This is a genomic window from Hymenobacter puniceus, from assembly GCF_014333525.1.
Taxonomy (GTDB): domain Bacteria; phylum Bacteroidota; class Bacteroidia; order Cytophagales; family Hymenobacteraceae; genus Hymenobacter.
In genome coordinates this window covers 1-17,246 of sequence record NZ_JACSCX010000002.1, presented here as the reverse complement: position 1 = coordinate 17,246, position 17,246 = coordinate 1, and the positions used below count along the sequence as shown (strand labels likewise).

The window sequence follows — 17,246 nt, the reverse complement described above, 5'->3', positions numbered from 1 at the left end:
GCATGACGCGCTATTCCCTCTCTAGTTCACCGCCGCCGTGGCACCCTTGATATCCTTCTCCACGTACTTGGAAGGGCACTTCAGCAGGATCTTATCGGCCACGAAGATGTCCTTGCGCATAGCCCCCGTAATCACCACCTGCTCCGACTTATCAAAGTCCTGGGGCTTGGGATTGAAGTAGATGACACGCTGGGCAATCCGGTTGGTATCAACCAGCGTGAAGGCGAAATAGTTAGGATCAAGCACGGGGTTGTACTCCAAACCCAGGATGTTTTTCTGGCCGTCGCGCGGGAGGCGGCCCACCACGTGCACCTTGGTTAGGTTGCCTTCTGAAGCCCGCTCGCGGGCTTCCTTGAACGACACGTACACGCTGGCGTCGCCGGCGGCGCTCATGATGATGCCGATAGCCACGGCAATGACAGCAATGACGAGAATGTGTGCTTTTTTCATGGGTTGCAACAGATGGCCTTAGGGGCCGGGGCAGTCAGAACAACAAAAGGAGCCGGAAAAGTCCGCAGAATGTCCGCGACCGGCAATGATTTATGTCAGCGAAGGCAGCTGCCGCTAGTCTTTCAGCTCGCGCTCCAGGCGGCTCACCTTGCGGTCCAGGGACACCAGCAGCGCCAGCAAACCCGCCAGCACCACCGTTATGACGGCCACTACCACGTAAATCTTGCCATCGGCGCGGAAAGTATCGGCCATTTCGGGCGAGTCGGCGGTTTGGGCGGCGGCGTGCAGCACCGGCAGCAGCAGCGCCAGAAGCAGCAAAACGCCCGTACGGAAGCTACGCAAGCTGTTTTTCATATACCTTGAGTTTGAGCAGAGAAATGCGGCTGGCCACCTGCGCCAGCCAGAAGGCCAGCAGCGTCCAGCCAATAACGGCCGGGTAAAACACGGCGCGCATGGCGTTGTCGAGGTCGTATTTGGCGAAGGCCGGGTTGCCGCCCGCGCCGGGGTGCAGAGAGTCGGTGAGGCGTGGCAGAATGTAGAACAGCGGCATGGCTGTGGCAAAGGCGAAGATGTTGTAGATGGCCGAAATGCGGGCCCGCTGCTGCTCGTCGGTGAAGGAGGAGCGCAGCACCAGATAAGCGCCGTAGATGAGCATGGCAATGGCCGCGCCGTTCAGCTTGGGGTCGTTGGTCCACCAAGTTCCCCAGGTGTAGCGCGCCCAGATGCTGCCCGTCGCCAGCCCTACTATCCCCATCAGAATGCCAATGCGGGCCGACTCGTGCGACTTGATATCTAGTTCCGGCGTAGGCGTACGCAGGTAGCGGATGGAGTAGTACACCGAGGCTATCAGGATGAAAGTCATCCCGAACCACATGGGCACGTGGAAGTAGAGGTTGCGGATGGTTTCGTTGAGAATGGCCAGCCGCGGCACCGGCACCAGCAGCCCCGCCACTGCTGTATAGAGCAGCAGCAGTACCGTCAGACCTTTCCACCAGTTATTTTTCATGCTTGTTCAGAGCTTAGTGCTTGGGGCTTAGTGCTTAGGATTGGTGAAGAGCAGCACTAAGTAAACAGGTAAATGAGCAGTCAGTTGGGGGCAAACAATGGTTTTTCGGCCTAGTGCTCATGGCCTAAGCACCAAACACTAAATCAGGAGCGCCACAAAAACGGAAACAGCACGTACGACACCGCCACCACTATCATATTGAGGGCTACCAGCGTGAGCAATGAGCTTTGGCTGGCCTCGAACTCCAGGCCATCCAGCGCATTCTTGGAAACCTTAATCAGCAGCAGCAGCATCGGAATCATGAGCGGGAAGCCCAGCACCGCCATCAGCGTATTGCTGTTGGAAGCCTTGGCCGCAATACCTGACACCAGCGTAAGCGTGGAAGCAAACCCCAACGCGCCCAGAGCCACATTGCCCACAAACAGCGGCACATTTTGCACGGGGTTGCCGAGAATCAGCAGATACAAACCCAGGCCCGCTAACCCCAGCCCCAGCAGCAGCAGGGCGTTGTAGGCTATTTTGGCCAGAATCACGGCCTGCGGACGGACCAGCGTGTAGTAGTAGAGCATGCGGCCCCGGCTTTCCTGCAGGAAGCCCTTGGCTACTGCATTCACGGCCGAAAACAGCAGGATGATCCAGAACAGCGCATTCCAGGCCGGCGCGGGCGGAATGCCGCCGCGCACCGAAAAGCTCAGGTAACAGACGAAGACGGTGCTGCCCACGTAGAGCAGCATGCCGTTGAGGGCCGCGCGCTGCCGCCATTCCAGGCGGAAGTCTTTGATCATCAATGTTGAAATCTCACGCAGGAGCAACACGGCAACGGGTCTGGTGAACAGGACCGCAAAGATACAACCCAACTCCCGGATTAGCAGGCCCCATCCTGACACAAGCGCGCCCCGGCTCATAGAGCCGGGGCGCGCAGGGCTTTTCGGTGGCTGGTTGGCTAGTCTACCAGCAGCTTGCCGGTGGCTACGCCCCCACCCTGCCGCAGCCGATACGCATACAGCCCCGGCGCTATGGCGCGTACGTCCAGCACTACCTGGCCGTTGGTTGGGCGCTGGGCTAGTTGGGCTACCGGGCGGCCCAGGGCATCGAGCAACTCCAGCTGCACCAACTCAGTGCCAGGCACGCGGAAAGCGGCCGCGGCATTTGCCGGATTCGGGAAAACCTGCACGCCGGCCAGCGTAGCGGCCCTGGTAGCCAGCGGCTGCCGAAACGGCTGGAACGTCACTACGCCCAGCGTGGTCTGATCGGGCTGATGAAAGATGTGGGTTTCGATGACCGTGGCCGAGGCCGAGCCCCAGTCGTTATTTTTGGCGTTAATAGCGTCGGGGCCGTTGTTGTAGAAGTCGTAGATCTGGCCGCCGTTGCCGTTGCCCACGAGGCGGTTCTGCCCGACATCAGTGCTGTCGGGGCCGGTGGGGTTGCCAAAGCTGATGGCCGGGCCGCCTGCCGTGCCCGAGCGCACCAGCGTCACGCCCCAGAGGTTGCCGGTCAGTACGTTGCGGCTCACCACGCCGGTCTGGGTTTGGTTGCCCTGGAAGTTGAGGCCGCTGCCGCCGGTCTGGGCATTGGGGTTGGTGTTGTTGTTTTCCACCAGATTGCCCGTCACGTAGCTGGCAATGCTCGACCCAATCACGGCAATGCCATAGCGGTTGTTGCGCACCACGTTGCGCCGGATAATGGCCCGCGTGATGCCGCCACCACCCAACAGATTCGACACGCCAATGCCGCCGGCCATGTTGGTGGCGGGGTTGCCAATCACCACGCACCGCTCAATCAGAATGGGTTGGGCGGGGTCGCCGGTGCCGAGGTTGATTTGCGGGTAGTTGCCATTTTCGGTGTCGTTGTGCCAGAAAATGCAGTTCTGAATAGTAGGCGAAGTCGGGCGGTTGGAGGGCGAGTTGATGCCGGCGCGGGCGTTGCGCACAAAGCGGCTGCGCTGCACCAGTGCTCGGTTGCCGGACAGCGCCAGCGCACTGCTGTTGGTCAGACGCCCGCTCACCGTCGACACATTCAGCCGAAACACGCAGTCCGATACCTCAATGGCCGCATCCACCACGCGCACCCCGCCGCTACGCTCTATGGTGGTGCGGCGCAGCACCGAGCCAGCACTGGTGGCACTCAGCTGCATGCCCAGCCAGGGCGTCGCGGCGCTCTGGGCCGTGAAAACTACTGAATCAGGCGGCGCAACGTTCAGCACGCCATCCACGCTCACCAGCGCCCGGTCGGCCACCCGAATGGTTTCGTTGGTGGTGATGCTGAGCGTATCGCGCGCCGCCAGCCGGATGGTATCGGTGATAAGCCAAGTGCCGGCCGTTTGCGTCACGTAGCCGCCCGAAGCCGCTGCCAGCTGCATGAGCGTATAGCGCCGGCCAGTGCCCGGAGTGCTGTATTGGGCTTGGGCCGGAGCAGCCAGGCCAGTCAGCAGCAACAGAAAGTAGATTTTTTTCATCGTACCGATCAGGAGATTAAGTGAAGAAGGTACACTAAACGACGCAAAAAAGCCACCCGGATTGTCCGGGTGGCTTTTTCAGTAGCAAATACTCTCTACCCGCTACCAGCAGAATACTAGAAGTCGTAGCCGAGTGTAAGGTACAGCTTGGGCCCTTTCTGCACGTAGTCTTCCTGGCCCCAAGCCAGGTCGGCTTTGCCGTAGAATCCCAGCAGCGTGGTCCGGACACCGAAGCCGTAGCCAATCAGCATCGGGTTACGGAAGTTGATAACAGTAGCCGAAAAAGCGTTGCCACTGCCGCCGACCACCTGCGTGTTAAACGAGTTGTTTTCGTTGAAGGGGTTGTTGCCGGAGTAGGCGGTGCCGGCGTCGCCGAAGGCCGTGAGCTGCAGGTTGCGGAAGAAACCGGAGTAGATGGGCTTGTTCGACAGATACTGCACGATGGGTACCCGCAGTTCGGAGTTGAACAGCACGTAACGCGGGCCCACCCGCTTGCTGTAGTTGAAGCCCCGCAGGTTAGTTACGAACTGCTGATAGAAGATGTCCGACGGCTCGGCCGTGGAGTACGTAGTGGGCAACAGCTGCTGGTCCTGGTAGTCGTAATTCAGCCAGTTGTCCATGCCGCCAAGGCGGAACTGCTGCTTGTTCTGCCCGAAAAACTGCCCATAGCTGGCGCGGTTGGCCCAGATAATCTGGCGGTGAACTTTCTGGTAGTGGCGCAGGTCTACGTAGATTTTGCCGAAATTCTGGTTGTTGCCATCGAAGCTGTTGAGCTTCAGCACCCCGATTTTCATGCGGGTGCCTTCCAGCATGTTCACGCCCGTCGACACGGCGTTGTCGAACACCAGCTCACCGTTGGCCCCCAAGTAGTTGCGGTTGATGTCGTTGGCCCCCGACAGCTCGTCGAAGCGGCTGCTGGAGATGTTTACGAAGCGCGGGCCGCCGCGCACGCTCAGGTTGTGCGTAAGCGGGTAGGCAATGGTGGGCGCAATTTCGTGCCGCCCAAACCGCACCCGGCCCAGGGCCTGAATATCGAAGAAGTATGCCTGCTTGTCGTAGCGGATGCTCCAGTCGTAGCGGTGCTTGAGGTTGGTGTACTCAGCGAAAATGTTGCTGGTGCGCAAATCCGTGAGAGCGAAGATGCCGGCTCGGATGCGGTGGTTTTCAAACAGGTCCGACATGTTCACCTGTCCAATCAGCCCCAGCCCCAGCAGCGGATCAGAGTACAGCGACGACACCACATTATCAATGCTGAAGCGCGTATCGTAGCGGAACGGACCGTTGGCGGTCTGCGGGCCAGCAGCCAGCGGCGCCTGCGCAATGGGCGCTGCTACGGTTGGAGCCGTCCGCTGCCTCCGGTTGGCAGTACCGGTGCGGCTGGCGGGCAGGTCCTCATCAAACTGATAGTCGCTGGTGTTGATGGGCGCATTGGTGTTGCGGGCCGGGCTGGCCGCCTGCTCAATTTGGGTTTCAGAAGTTTTTGCCGGGGCCGGAGTTGGCGGCGCTACGGCTTTGGTTGGCGCGGGCTTCGAGCGGTCCTCCAGCGTTTCCTGGCGGGCCGTTTTGTAGAGCACCACGTTGTCGGGCAGCGCATAGCTCGGATACAGGTACACGAAGTCGCGGGCGCGGTCGGTGGTCACGAAGCCCAGCGTGGTGGTGGCCGGGTTGTAGTCGAAGCCTTTGAGGTTGGTGCGGAACGTGCTGACCGGCGTGCGCTGCTTGGTGCGCAGCGAGTACCGGTACACGCTCCTGATGCCGCTTTCCTCGCCCAGATACAGGATTTCGTCGTCGGAAACGGCCCGGGGCAGGCGCTCATTGGAAATGGTGCTCACCAGCAATTCCACGGGCTGCGTGCGGCCGTCTAGGTGGTACAGAAACAGGTCATAGTTGTTGACGACGCCCGCGAAGCTGCCCCGTGCCGTGCCGGCCGAATCCAGCCAGCGGTTGGAGCTGAACGCAATAGCATTGCCGCTCGGTAGAAACACTGGCTCCACATCGTCGAATACGTCGTTGGTGAGCTTTTCGGGGCGGCGGCTGCCGGCGCGCAGTACGTACAGGTCGCCCTGCCCGTTGGCCACGCCCGTAAACACCAACGACTTGCCATCGGGCGAGTAGCTCAGTCCCAACACTTGCTGAAAAGGCTCGAAAATCGACGAGCCCTTATCGCCGACGAAGGGCAATGCCTCTTTCAGGCGCGCCACCAGCCCGGCGGCCCCGCCATCGGCCGGGCGCAGGTGCAAGCTCATCAGGCCTTTCTCTACTTCGGCCACGGCTACCTGGCTGTTGCCACGCCACGCCAGCACCGGCAGGCGGGTTTCCACCTGTTGGCCGGGCGTTTTGTAGCCGCCGCGGTGCACCGTGTGCCGGCCCGAACCGTCGCGGTTGGCAACTAGTACCTGGTAGCGGCCCCGGTCATTGCTCACATAAGCCAGCTGCTGGCCGTTGGGGCTCAGCACCGGCTCGGAATACTGAATGTTCTTGCGGTTGCTGCCGGTGAGGGCGCGGGCCTCATCCAGGTCTACAAAGGCCGTTTGAGGCTGAGCGTTGAGTTGGCGGTAGTAGGCCAGCCAGTCTTTCAGAAACAGCTTATAGGGCACATTCAGCGAAGAGCTGATGCCCACTTCCACGTCGCGGGTGATGCGCGTGAGGTTGAGGATATTCTGGATGCTGGCGTAGCCGTAGCGCTCGGCAATGTAGTTCCAGACACTTTGGCCAGCCAGCTGCGGGTTGCGCAGAAAAAACGGTGCTGTGCGGTTGCCCTCATACTGGCGGGTCATGTCGCGCATATAGTCATCCATTTCCACGCTCCAGCCCTCGGAAGCATAAGCGGAGGCCCCCCCCACAAACCAGTCGGGCAGCTGCAGCAGATAGGTGCTCTGGATGACTTCCTTCAGCGAGCCGCCATACATCATGTCGTTGAGCAGCACGCGTGTTACCTGGTAGCTTAGGTCGCGCTTGAACTGCGTTTGCTGCCCCTGGAAAGCCAGCTGCACCTTGCTCATGCGCGTCAAATCGGTTTCGCCGCCGGTCTGGTACTTGTCCTGGTCGAGGCCGATGTTACTTTGGCGCAGGTCACTCACCGAGTTGTAGAGCATCACGGTGGTTTTCGAGTACGGGTAGTATCCTACCAGCCCCGTAATGCGTTGCAGCTCCTGCTCGGCATACTCAGCGGCGCGGCGCGCACTCACGTCGCCACCGCCGTAGTAATAGATATTGAAATTCTGGGTGCTGAGCAGCTGCCAGTCGAAATCCTTGTACTGAATACGCACCCGCCCAAAAGCCTCCTGCGACGTCTGGGCGTGGCTGGCGCCAGCTGCTGCCAGCACCAACGCACCACTTACTACCACCAGTTGCCGGGCCACCTTCAGCCACCGAAAAAAGAAGTTGTGCTCCATATAGATAGAATCGGTAAGTAAGAGGGCGGGCCACGGTGTGCGCAGTCCGTTGTGAGGGTTCTAGGAAGAAAAACCAACCGCCGAAGCAGCTACTGGATACAACGCCTGGTAGCGCCGGATATTGACCTCGGGCCACAACTCAGCCTCCGGGGATTCTAGATGGTCGGCCAGCAGGACGGCCAGCCGCGGAGCCAGCAGCACACCCTTCGAGCCGAAGCCATTGAAGATACTCACTTCCGGCGTTTCCGGATGCCGCCCGAGCAGCGGTTTCCGGTCGCGCACGGCCGGCCGCACCCCCGCCCGCTGCCCGCGCACCTCGAAAGGCAGGCTGACGGCGGCGGCCAGCCGCTGGCTAAGCTCCTGCCTGGCCTCGTGCGTGATGCCCTGGGCGAAAGGCGGCCAGCGGTAGGTGGCGCCCACCCGGAACTGCCCGTTGCCGAGCGGCACCACGTAAGCGCCTTTGTTGAGCACCTGCGCCTCCGAGAGGCCCGGACAATCAACATCCAGTACTTCCCCTTGGTTAGGCGTGAGCGGCAGCCAGCTGAAAAAAGGATTTTGCAGCGCGGCGGCACCTTCACAGCAAATAAAATGCCGTGCCCGTATCCGCCCGGCGTACGTTACGCCTGCCGGGCCGATAACGAGCTGTTGCCAATCAAAAGTTTCGTGTTGCAGGGTTCCGTTAGCGAGGCCTTCGGCGGTGAGGGCGGTCAGCAGCTCGCGCAGCCGAACGTAGCCGCCACGTTGGATACGCAGGCCTCCAAATTCGTCGCGGATGCCTGGTACCGGTGGCAGCGGCGCACCGGCATTCTCCACAAAATCCTGCCACGGGTGGTCGGCGCTGCGGGCCAGCATGGTATTCTGCTCCGCCACCGACGAAAACAGCTTCCAGACCGGCAGCTGCACGAAAAACTGCTCGCCAAAGTGAGCAGCCATGTTGCCGTAGAGCTGCTCGGCGGCCGTAATCATTTCGTCGGCGCGCCAGGCCAGGGCAAAGCGCTTGCCGGCCACCGGATTGATGAGGCCGGCCGCCACGTTGGAGGCTGAATTGGGGTTGGGCGCATCAAGCACCAGCACGCGGCGGCCGCGGCGGCGCAGCTCCCAGGCCAGCGTGGCGCCCGCAATGCCGTGGCCCAATATCAGGTAATCGTAGTCGGTCATGGGGGGCAAGGTAGCATCTGTAGAACGGAGTGGCGCTCCGTTCAGCCGTAGAACGAAGCGCCACTCCGTTCTACAGATAAGACTCGTAACTTACCACGCAGTTCCAACGCGCGTCCTTTTTTCCTTTTTGCATGACCGTTTCAGGGTTTACATTAAACGCCTTTTCCGAAAATACCTATCTGCTGCATGATGCCACCGGCCAGTGCGTGGTAATAGACCCCGGTTGCTACGACCGGGCCGAGCAGGCTGCTTTGCAGGCGTTCATCACCGACCACCAGCTGCAGGTGGTATTGCTGCTGAACACGCACTGCCACATCGACCACGTATTCGGCAACCAGTTTGTGCTGGATACTTATAAGGTGCCGTTCCTGATTCATGAGGCCGACCTGGCCACGCTGCGGGCCGTGCCGGCCTACGCGCCTAGCTACGGCTTCCCGTACTACTCGCCGGCCGAGCCTACCGGCTTCCTGACGCCCGGTACGCCCGTCCGCTTCGGCGAAACTGAGCTGGAAGTGCGCTTTGCGCCCGGTCATGCGCCCGGCCACGTGGTGTTCTACCATGCTCCTACTAAGGTGGTTATCGGCGGCGACGTGCTGTTTCAACAGAGCATCGGCCGCACCGACCTGCCCGGCGGCGACCATGCTACCCTGATTGAGAGCATCCGCACGCAACTGCTGACTCTGCCCGATGAGGTAACGGTATATCCGGGCCACGGCCCTGCTACCACTATTGGCGCCGAGCGCCGTTCCAATCCATTTTTGAAATAGAGGGCTTACTGCCTCCGTTACCCTAAATTCTCCGTCATCCCGAGTTGAGCGAAGGACCCTAGCACGCCTAAGTCGCTATCGAACGTATTCGTTCTGACGTGGTAAGATCTTTCGCTCAACTCAGGATGACAGTTACTCTAAGCCTCAAGCGCCTTGAAAAAACATCTTCCCAATGCCCTGACGTGCATGAACCTGTTGTGCGGCTGCGTGGCGCTGACCTTAATCCTGAGCATGGACCCAGCCCAGACCAGGTCTAACAGCTTCGGAGCTATGTTCTCGCCGGTCATTTGGCAGCCGCTGGTGCAAGCTTCCTACCTGATCGGTATTGCGGCCGTAGCTGACTTCCTCGACGGACTGGTGGCGCGGGCGCTGCACGTTTCATCGCCGATTGGCAAGGACCTGGATTCACTGGCCGATATGGTGTCGTTTGGAGTGGTGCCAGGCGCTATTCTGTTCAAGCTGCTCCAGCAGGTGCTGCCCATGCACGGCCTGCCAGTTGGGCTGGCGTATCTGGCCTTCACCGTGAGCATCTTCTCGGCGCTGCGGCTGGCCAAGTTCAACAACGACACCCGCCAGTCAGATTCCTTCATTGGGCTGCCGACGCCGGCCTGCACGCTGGTAGTAGCCTCGTTGCCACTTATTCTCACCTACGACTCGTTTGGCGTTGCGGCCCTGATTTTGAATCCGTGGGTGCTGCTGGGTCTCACGGTGCTGCTTTCGGCCTTGTTGGTGGCAGAAATTCCGCTGTTTGCTCTCAAGTTCAAAAACCTAACCTGGCAGGACAATTCGCTGCGTTTCGTGTTTCTGTTGCTGTCGGTGGCGTTGCTGATTGGGCTGCAATCCGCGGCGGTTCCGCTCATCGTATTGCTGTACGTGCTGCTGTCGGTGCTACGGCCCGCCACCCGCTGATTTTTGTGCTGCTGCATCACAATATTTGCATACTCAGAGAGTTAATCCATTTCAGCAGCCCTTCAATGAACCGGCGCCTGGCTTGGCTTGTTGCAGAGCCACGGCTTACCACGCATTAACCCTCTATTGACTGAAACTCTATGCGCTACTTTACTTTCCTGGTAGTCTGCGGCTGTTTGTTGCTTGGGCTAGTGCGGCCAGGGTACGCTCAAGACGGGCGTCGCACGGTTTCGCGGCAGCTCACCTGGCAGGGAGCGGCCGAAGTGGTAGGGCCCGATAGCAAGCTGCACCGTATTCCATCGTTTGCCGGGATGCAGCCCCGCCGCGGTATGCTGCAGGCCTACGCCGTCATTTCAGTGCCCGGTACCGTAGCCGAAGGGCAAGTGCAGAAAGCCGTTTATGAGCCGTTTTCAGCTTCCGACGCTGCGCTGCTCAAGAATTTCAAAGACGCCGGCCCGGCACCCGCGCCGTTTGTCGGCAACGAGCAGGGCCAGCCCGTGACGTTGGTTTTACTGCCCACTATCCGGCGCAGTGCGCAGTCAGGCCAGCCCGAGAAGCTGGTATGGTTTGAGTATAGCTACACGCTGGCACCACCTGTTGTACGCCGCGGCCAGGGCATCAGCTACGCGCCCAACTCGGTGCTGCGTTCCGGTACCTGGTACAAGATAGGCGTCGATAGAAGCGGCATCTTCAAGCTCGACCGCGCCGCCTTGGCCGCTATGGGCTTCGATGTGCAGAACCTCGACCCCAGCCGCCTGCAGGTGTATGGCAACGCCACCGGCCTGCTGCCCCAGGCCATCAGCACCCGCCGCCCCGACGACCTAGTGGAAAACGCCGTGTACTTTTCCGGCGACGCCAATGCCACCCTCGACGCCAACGAGTACTTCCTGTTTTATGCCCGCGGCCCGCACGTGTGGGAACCCGACCCCACGGCCGGCGCCCAGCGCTTCCGGCACATTCAGAACATCTACTCCGATACTGCTTACTATTTTCTGACGGTGGCGCCGGCCCCGCGCACGGGCCGCCGCGTAACGGCTGCTCCGGCTGTTGGTGCAGCTAATGCTCCGGCCATCACGCAGTATGCTGCCCGGTGGTTTTGGGAGCGGGAGTTGATCAATCTGGCCAAATCGGGCCGGGTGTGGCTGGGGGAAGGTTTTAACGCCACCGGCGCAACGCAAAACTTCGATACTGACCTGACCGACCTGGTAGCCGGCGCCCCGGTGCAGGTTACGGCCTCCCTGGCTGGCCGTGCCACCACCAGCCAGGCGTTTCGCATTACGGTTGGTTCCGCCACACTGGTGCAAGGCATTCCAGCCATTGTCCGCAGCGACTATCCCGAATACGCGGCTACCAGCCTCCAGACGCAGACAGTGGTTCCGGCAGCTACCAGTTCGGCCTTGCGGCTCGGCTTGTCCTTCACCAGTTCCGATGCCACAGCCGATGGCTACCTCGACTACCTCGAAGTAAATGCCCGCCGGCCGTTGCGCCTGTCGGGCTCGTTTCTGGAATTCCGTTCATTTGAAAACGTGCGCGCCGGCAGTGTCAGCCCGTTTACGCTGGCCGGCAGCACCAGCACTACGCAGGTCTGGGACGTTACTAATCCACGTCGACCTCGCGCCCGCGCCCTCAACGGCGCCGGCACTTTTGTAGCCCCTACCGATTCGTTGCGCGAGTTTGTGGCCTTCGACCCGGCCGGCTCGTTTCCGGTGCCCCGCAGCTTCGGCCGCGTCAGCAACCAGGATTTGCACGGCACCCTCAATCCGGCTCGCGACCTGGATATGGTGATTGTAACCTACCCGGCCTTCCGGGCGCAGGCACAGGAGCTGGCCGACTGGCGCCGCACCAACGACGGCCTGAAAGTAGCCGTCGTAACGACCACGCAGGTGTACAACGAGTTTGGCGGCGGCAGCCAGGACGTGTCGGCTATCCGCGACATGATGAAGATGGTGTATGACCAGCGCGACTCACCGCGCCGCAACCAGTACCTGCTGCTGTTCGGCGACGCTTCCTACGACTACAAATCCAAGCCCTCCAACCTCACCAATACTGCCAACCTGCCCGATTGGTGGACCAAGCGCGTGCCCGGCAGCGGTGACCGAATTGCGCAGAACTACGTGCCTACTTACGAGTCGCGCGAGTCGTTCGCCCAGATTTTGCCCCGCGTGAATAGCTTCGGCGACCAGACATTCTGTTCTGATGACTACTTTGGAATATTAGATGATAACGAAGGCGAATGGCTGGAAGGTTTTGGGGCCAACGGCATCATGGACGTTGCTGTCGGCCGCTTGCCTGTCCGCACGCCGGTTGGAGAGCCTAATTCCACCACACAGGCTGCAGCCATGGTGAAGAAGCTCAAGGACTATGATCTGCGGCCTTCACTGGGCAAGTGGCGCAACCGCCTCACTTTTGTAGCCGACGACCAAGACGGTAGTACTTACCCGCGCGATTATGCTGAGCCGCTCATCAGCCAAATTAGCCGTCAGCAGCCAGCCTTCAATTTCCGCAAGGTCTACCTCGATATGTATCCGCAGATCAATGCCAACGGCGAACGGTCGCCGGAAGCCGAGCGGGCCGTGGATGAATCCTTTGAGCAGGGCTCATTGATACTGAACTATAACGGCCACGGAGGACCTGATGCCCTCACTGACGAGAAAATCCTGACTCGTGAATCAGTGTTGCGTCTGCAGAATCTGAGCCGCCAGACGTTCATGGTGACTGGCACCTGCGACTTCAGCTACTATGACAACCCCGAAAAAACCTCTGCCGGAGAGCTTACTTTGACGGATGTAGAAGGTGGCGCCATGGGCTTATTCACAACTACGCGCTTGGTATATGGCTCCACGTTATTGATTACACCGCTGCTGGATTCTGTGCTGTCTGTACGCAGTGGCCAAGCTACCCGCATCGGCGATGCTTCCCGCTATTCCAAATTTATTGGTTCCAATGACCCACTGAACCGCAACTATGTGCTCCTCGGCGACCCCAGCACCCGGCTGGCCCGCCCTGACGTTGCCATGACCCTGGATTCCATTAACGGCGTCGCCCTTACTCCTACTTTCAATGAGCCGCTTACCGCCCTATCCACAGTGCGGCTATCAGGTTCTGTGCGCAATACGGCCGCCATTACTTCCTCTATCAACTCCACCTTCTCTGGTACGGCTCAGGTTACGGTTTACGAAAAGCCTAACACCATCACCACGCTGGCTACTTCGCCGCTGGATATTCCGCTACCCATTCAGGTGCAGGAAAATATCATCTACGACGGTCAGGCGACTATCACGAACGGCCGCTTTACGGTGCAGTTTGTCGTGCCCCGCGACATCAACTATAACTTAGGTTTAGGCAAAGTAAGCCTATATGCCTCCAACCGCTCCGGTGCCATCGTAGATGCGCATGGCTACCGGGCGGTGCCGGTTGGCGGTGCTTCTACCACGGCTAACACTGATACCATCCCGCCCCGCATCAAGTTGTTCATGGACAATGAGAAGTTCGTGTTCGGTGGCCTCACTGGCAATACCACCACGCTCATTGCCCGCCTCTTCGACGAAAGCGGCATCAACACTACGGGCTCCGGCATCGGCCACGAAATCACGGCCACTCTCGACAACGACCCTACCAAGCTCACTATTCTTAACTCGTTCTACGTGGCCAGCGTCGACAGCTTCCAGTCGGGCCGGGTGGAATACCTGTTCAAGGACTTGGCTACCGGCCCGCACGTACTGCACCTCAAAGCCTGGGATACCTACAACAACTCCGCCATCCGCGACCTGGAGTTCATTGCCGCTTCCACCGATAAGCTGGCCCTGAAACACGTCCTGAACTACCCCAACCCCTTCTCTACCACCACCACCTTCCACTTCGACCACAACCGGCCCGAAGACCCATTGGATGTGCAGGTGCAGATTTTCACCGTCTCGGGCCGCCTCGTCCGGACGCTGCAAACCACGGTGGGCGGGGGCACTTCTCACGTACCGGCCAACTATTCCGATGCTGCGCTGTCGTGGAATGGCCGCGACGAATTCAATGACCAGCTGGCGCGAGGCGTCTATGTGTACCGGGTTAGCGTCCGGTCGCAAAAAGACCAGGCCACCGCCACCAAGTTCGAAAAACTGGTTATTCTGAATTAACCCTTTGACATTTTCGCCTACCTTTCCGCGTTCCTCATTTTCTCCTGTATGACCCCATTGAAGCTGTCTGTGCGTTTTGCGCTGCTTTCCGGATTTATTGGCCTGCCGTTGATTGGCGCGGCCCAAACCGAACCGAATACGCTCACCACGGCTGTTCCGATCCTGACTATCAGTCCCGATTCCCGGGCGGCGGCACTAGGGGAAGCCGGCGTAGCCACGTCGCCGGACGCCAATGCAGGCTACCACAATGCCGGTAAACTGGGCTTCGTCACCACCAAGTACAGCTTCTCCCCATCCTATTCGCCTTGGCTGCGCAACGTCACCGACGATATGGGCCTGGCTTACCTATCGGGCACTGCCAAAATCGGAGCGCGTTCGGCCATTTCGGCCTCGCTGATGTATTTTGACCTTGGCACCATCTCTTTCCGTGATGATTTCAACGTTTCAAGGGGCGACTACAATCCGAAAGAATATGCTTTCAGCGTGGCGTATGGCCAGAAGCTGACCGACAACTTCGGTGTAGGGGTAGCCGCCCGCTACATCCGTTCTAACCTCACCGGTAACGCTAGCGGCACCGACTCGCGGCCCGGCAATGCCGCCGCCGTTGATTTGGGCGCCTACTACAACAAGGACCTGTCCATCGGCGCTGCCGATTATAACTTGGGTTTAGGAGCCACCATCACCAACATTGGCAACAAAATCACCTATACCAGCGCCACCCAGGCCGACTTCTTGCCCACTCGCCTGAAGCTCGGTTTCGCCCTTACCCGGGAACTGGATGCCTACAATAAAATCACGCTTACCGTGGACGGCGCCAAGCTGCTTACGCCTACGCCCTTCTATGAAGATGGTCCAACTCCCACGGATACTGCCAGTGCCAATGCGCGTGTCCGCCGCGTCCGCGCCGAGAATACCAGCCGTCGCAACCAAGGTATTGTAGGCGCCGCTCTAGGCTCCTTCACCGATGCTCCCGGCGGATTCCGCGAGGAGTTGCGCGAAGTCAACCTGTCGGCCGGTGCCGAATACACATACAACGATCTGCTGATGGCGCGCGTAGGCTATTTCTACGAACCCCGCGTGAAAGGCGACCGGCAGTACCTGAGCTTTGGCCTAGGTGTACGCTATCAGGTATTCGGTGTCGATGGGGCCTACTTAGTTCCTAACTCCCGCGCCAACCCACTGTCGCAAACCATCCGCATTTCGCTCCACTTTAATTTCAACGAGCTTGAGCAAGCCTTTGGCGACGGCTCCAGCTCTCCTGTCAACTAACCGTTTTCTATTGCCGATGCTCGACCGCCAAGTCGCTCCTCCCGTTCAGCCGCTGGCCAGCGTAACGCTGCCAGCGGCTGACGTGTTTTTGCTCCCCAATGGAGCACGCCTGCACATCATGCGCAACGATGCGCAACCCGTAGTACGCTTGCAGGTGGTATTGCCTGCCGGCAAGTGGTATGAGCCTGCCGCCGGCGTATCACTGCTCACCGCCCGCATGTTGCTCGAAGGCACCCGCACCCGCACCGCCCGCCAGATAGCCGATGAAGTCGCTTTCTATGGCGCTTCGCTGGAGTGCGAACAAAGTTTCGATCGGGCTACCCTTACGCTATACTGCCTCACTCGCCATCTGCCCCACCTGCTGCCGTTGGTGCAGGATGTACTGACCAACCCAACCTTTCCCGTCACTGAACTGGAGCTGCTCAAAAACCGCACCATCCAGAACGTGCGGGTAGAGCGCCAGAAAACCAGCTACCTCGCCGCCGAGCGGTTCTCCCACAACCTCTACGGCACCACGCACCCCTACGGCAGCACCTTCAACGAGCAGCTTTTCGCCGCAGTAGCGCAGGATGCCCTCCAAGCTTTTCATCGCGCCAACTATTCGCTGGACAAAGCCGAGGTGTTTCTGTGTGGTGATGTAGCGCCCGCCGACCAGAATCTGGTATCTGACCTGCTGGGAAGCGCCCAAGCGTCTGCAGTGCCGCTGTCTGCCAGAGAAACGCTGCCCCTAGCCAGCCAGCCAGCCCACGACTACGTCACGGTGCCCGACAGCATTCAGGCCGCCCTGCGCATTGGCCGGCAGTGGCCCGCTTTCACCCACCCCGATACGCACAAACTGCAGGTGCTCGTGAAGGTACTGGGTGGCTATTTTGGCTCTCGCCTGATGAAGAACATCCGCGAGGATAAGGGCTTCACCTACGGCATCTACTCCAGCATCGGGCCTCGCGAGCATGCCATCTCCTTCGTCATCGGCACCGATGTCAATGCCGATAGCGCCAACGCTGCCATCCGGGAAGTTCACCATGAGCTCCAGGTATTGCAAAATGAACTTATCCCGGCAGACGAACTCCAGACTGTCAAGAATTATATGACTGGCAAGTTCGCCAACGAACTCAGCACTGTGTTCGAGCAGTGCGATAAATACAAGAATATTGTCTTTCTAAACCTGCCGGCCACCTACTACTCCAACTTTATCGAGCAAGTGAACCAAGTGACGGCTGAGGAGCTACTCATATTAGCTCAGCACTACCTTTCGCCCGCCGACATGATTGAAGCGGTAGCTGGGCCCGGGAAGTAAAACTGTACTGCCAATACAAAAAGAAGCCAGCCGCATACCGCGGCTGGCTTCTTTTTCTTATAACAGTCGATATTCCGTGACAGGCGTCATTGCTAACACAACATTCCAACCAGAGCTGTACCGAAGTATCCACGTCGCAACAACGTTACGCTCGAAAAGACGTTTGGTACTTCCAAAATAAAGCAGTCCAATACGCAACCGCAGATCAAAATGGCCACTGCTCATCAGCTAGCCCAAGTTGCCTTCACGATGCGCACGCCTAACCAATCCATTATAAATGCCGCTGCCCCCGCGCCAGACCCCAGAAAGGAGGCAGCACGGGGGCAGCGAACTAATACAGTAAGGTTGGCGGCGACCGACTCTCCCACCGATGAAGGCAGTACCATAGGCGCTCCGGGGCTTAACGACTCTGT

12 protein-coding genes are annotated in these 17,246 nt (G+C 59.5%); 5 read left to right on the top strand and 7 right to left on the bottom strand.

The window, feature by feature from the left end:
- Positions 1–21 precede the first annotated feature (21 nt).
- The 7 genes from H8B14_RS05065 to H8B14_RS05035 form a co-directional block, all read right to left on the bottom strand.
- The gene (locus tag H8B14_RS05065) at positions 22–450 is read right to left on the bottom strand and encodes a cytochrome c maturation protein CcmE domain-containing protein (protein WP_044014356.1); all 429 of its coding nucleotides are present in this window, start codon (positions 448–450) and stop codon (positions 22–24) included.
- Positions 451–564: 114 nt separating this feature from the next.
- Entirely contained in the window at positions 565–804 is a 240-nt protein-coding gene (locus H8B14_RS05060; protein ID WP_222840552.1) for a CcmD family protein, read from the bottom strand.
- Positions 785–1,456: a cytochrome c biogenesis protein gene (locus H8B14_RS05055; protein WP_187314550.1), complete on the bottom strand. Its 672-nt coding sequence runs from the start codon at positions 1,454–1,456 to the stop codon at positions 785–787. Before H8B14_RS05055 ends, H8B14_RS05060 begins: the two co-directional genes overlap by 20 nt.
- A gap of 143 nt (positions 1,457–1,599) precedes the next feature.
- Positions 1,600–2,241, bottom strand: coding sequence for a heme exporter protein CcmB (locus H8B14_RS05050; RefSeq protein ID WP_187314549.1), 642 nt, complete (start codon positions 2,239–2,241; stop codon positions 1,600–1,602).
- 158 nt (positions 2,242–2,399) lie between these two features.
- Complete coding sequence (locus tag H8B14_RS05045) at positions 2,400–3,911, bottom strand: T9SS type A sorting domain-containing protein (RefSeq protein ID WP_187314548.1); 1,512 nt, start codon at positions 3,909–3,911, stop codon at positions 2,400–2,402.
- A 116-nt stretch (positions 3,912–4,027) separates the two neighbouring features.
- Positions 4,028–7,306: a TolB-like translocation protein gene (locus H8B14_RS05040; RefSeq protein WP_187314547.1), complete on the bottom strand. Its 3,279-nt coding sequence runs from the start codon at positions 7,304–7,306 to the stop codon at positions 4,028–4,030.
- Between the two features lie 60 nt (positions 7,307–7,366).
- The gene (locus H8B14_RS05035) at positions 7,367–8,464 is read right to left on the bottom strand and encodes an NAD(P)/FAD-dependent oxidoreductase (protein WP_187314546.1); all 1,098 of its coding nucleotides are present in this window, start codon (positions 8,462–8,464) and stop codon (positions 7,367–7,369) included.
- A 131-nt stretch (positions 8,465–8,595) separates the two neighbouring features.
- Here H8B14_RS05035 and H8B14_RS05030 point away from each other — a divergent pair, with 131 nt between their 5' ends.
- The 5 genes from H8B14_RS05030 to H8B14_RS05010 all read left to right on the top strand — a co-directional run bounded on the left by H8B14_RS05030 (position 8,596) and on the right by H8B14_RS05010 (position 16,833).
- A complete protein-coding gene (locus tag H8B14_RS05030; protein ID WP_187314545.1) occupies positions 8,596–9,231 on the top strand; it encodes an MBL fold metallo-hydrolase in 636 nt (211 codons plus the stop codon).
- 153 nt (positions 9,232–9,384) lie between these two features.
- Positions 9,385–10,140 (top strand): CDP-alcohol phosphatidyltransferase family protein, encoded by a 756-nt coding sequence (locus tag H8B14_RS05025; protein ID WP_187314544.1) that lies wholly within the window; start codon positions 9,385–9,387, stop codon positions 10,138–10,140.
- 140 nt (positions 10,141–10,280) lie between these two features.
- Positions 10,281–14,267, top strand: coding sequence for a type IX secretion system sortase PorU (gene porU, locus H8B14_RS05020; RefSeq protein ID WP_187314543.1), 3,987 nt, complete (start codon positions 10,281–10,283; stop codon positions 14,265–14,267).
- Positions 14,268–14,315: 48 nt separating this feature from the next.
- Positions 14,316–15,536, top strand: coding sequence for a type IX secretion system outer membrane channel protein PorV (gene porV / locus H8B14_RS05015; protein WP_187314542.1), 1,221 nt, complete (start codon positions 14,316–14,318; stop codon positions 15,534–15,536).
- Between the two features lie 16 nt (positions 15,537–15,552).
- Positions 15,553–16,833 (top strand): M16 family metallopeptidase, encoded by a 1,281-nt coding sequence (locus H8B14_RS05010; protein ID WP_187314541.1) that lies wholly within the window; start codon positions 15,553–15,555, stop codon positions 16,831–16,833.
- The last annotated feature ends 413 nt before the right edge of the window (positions 16,834–17,246 follow it).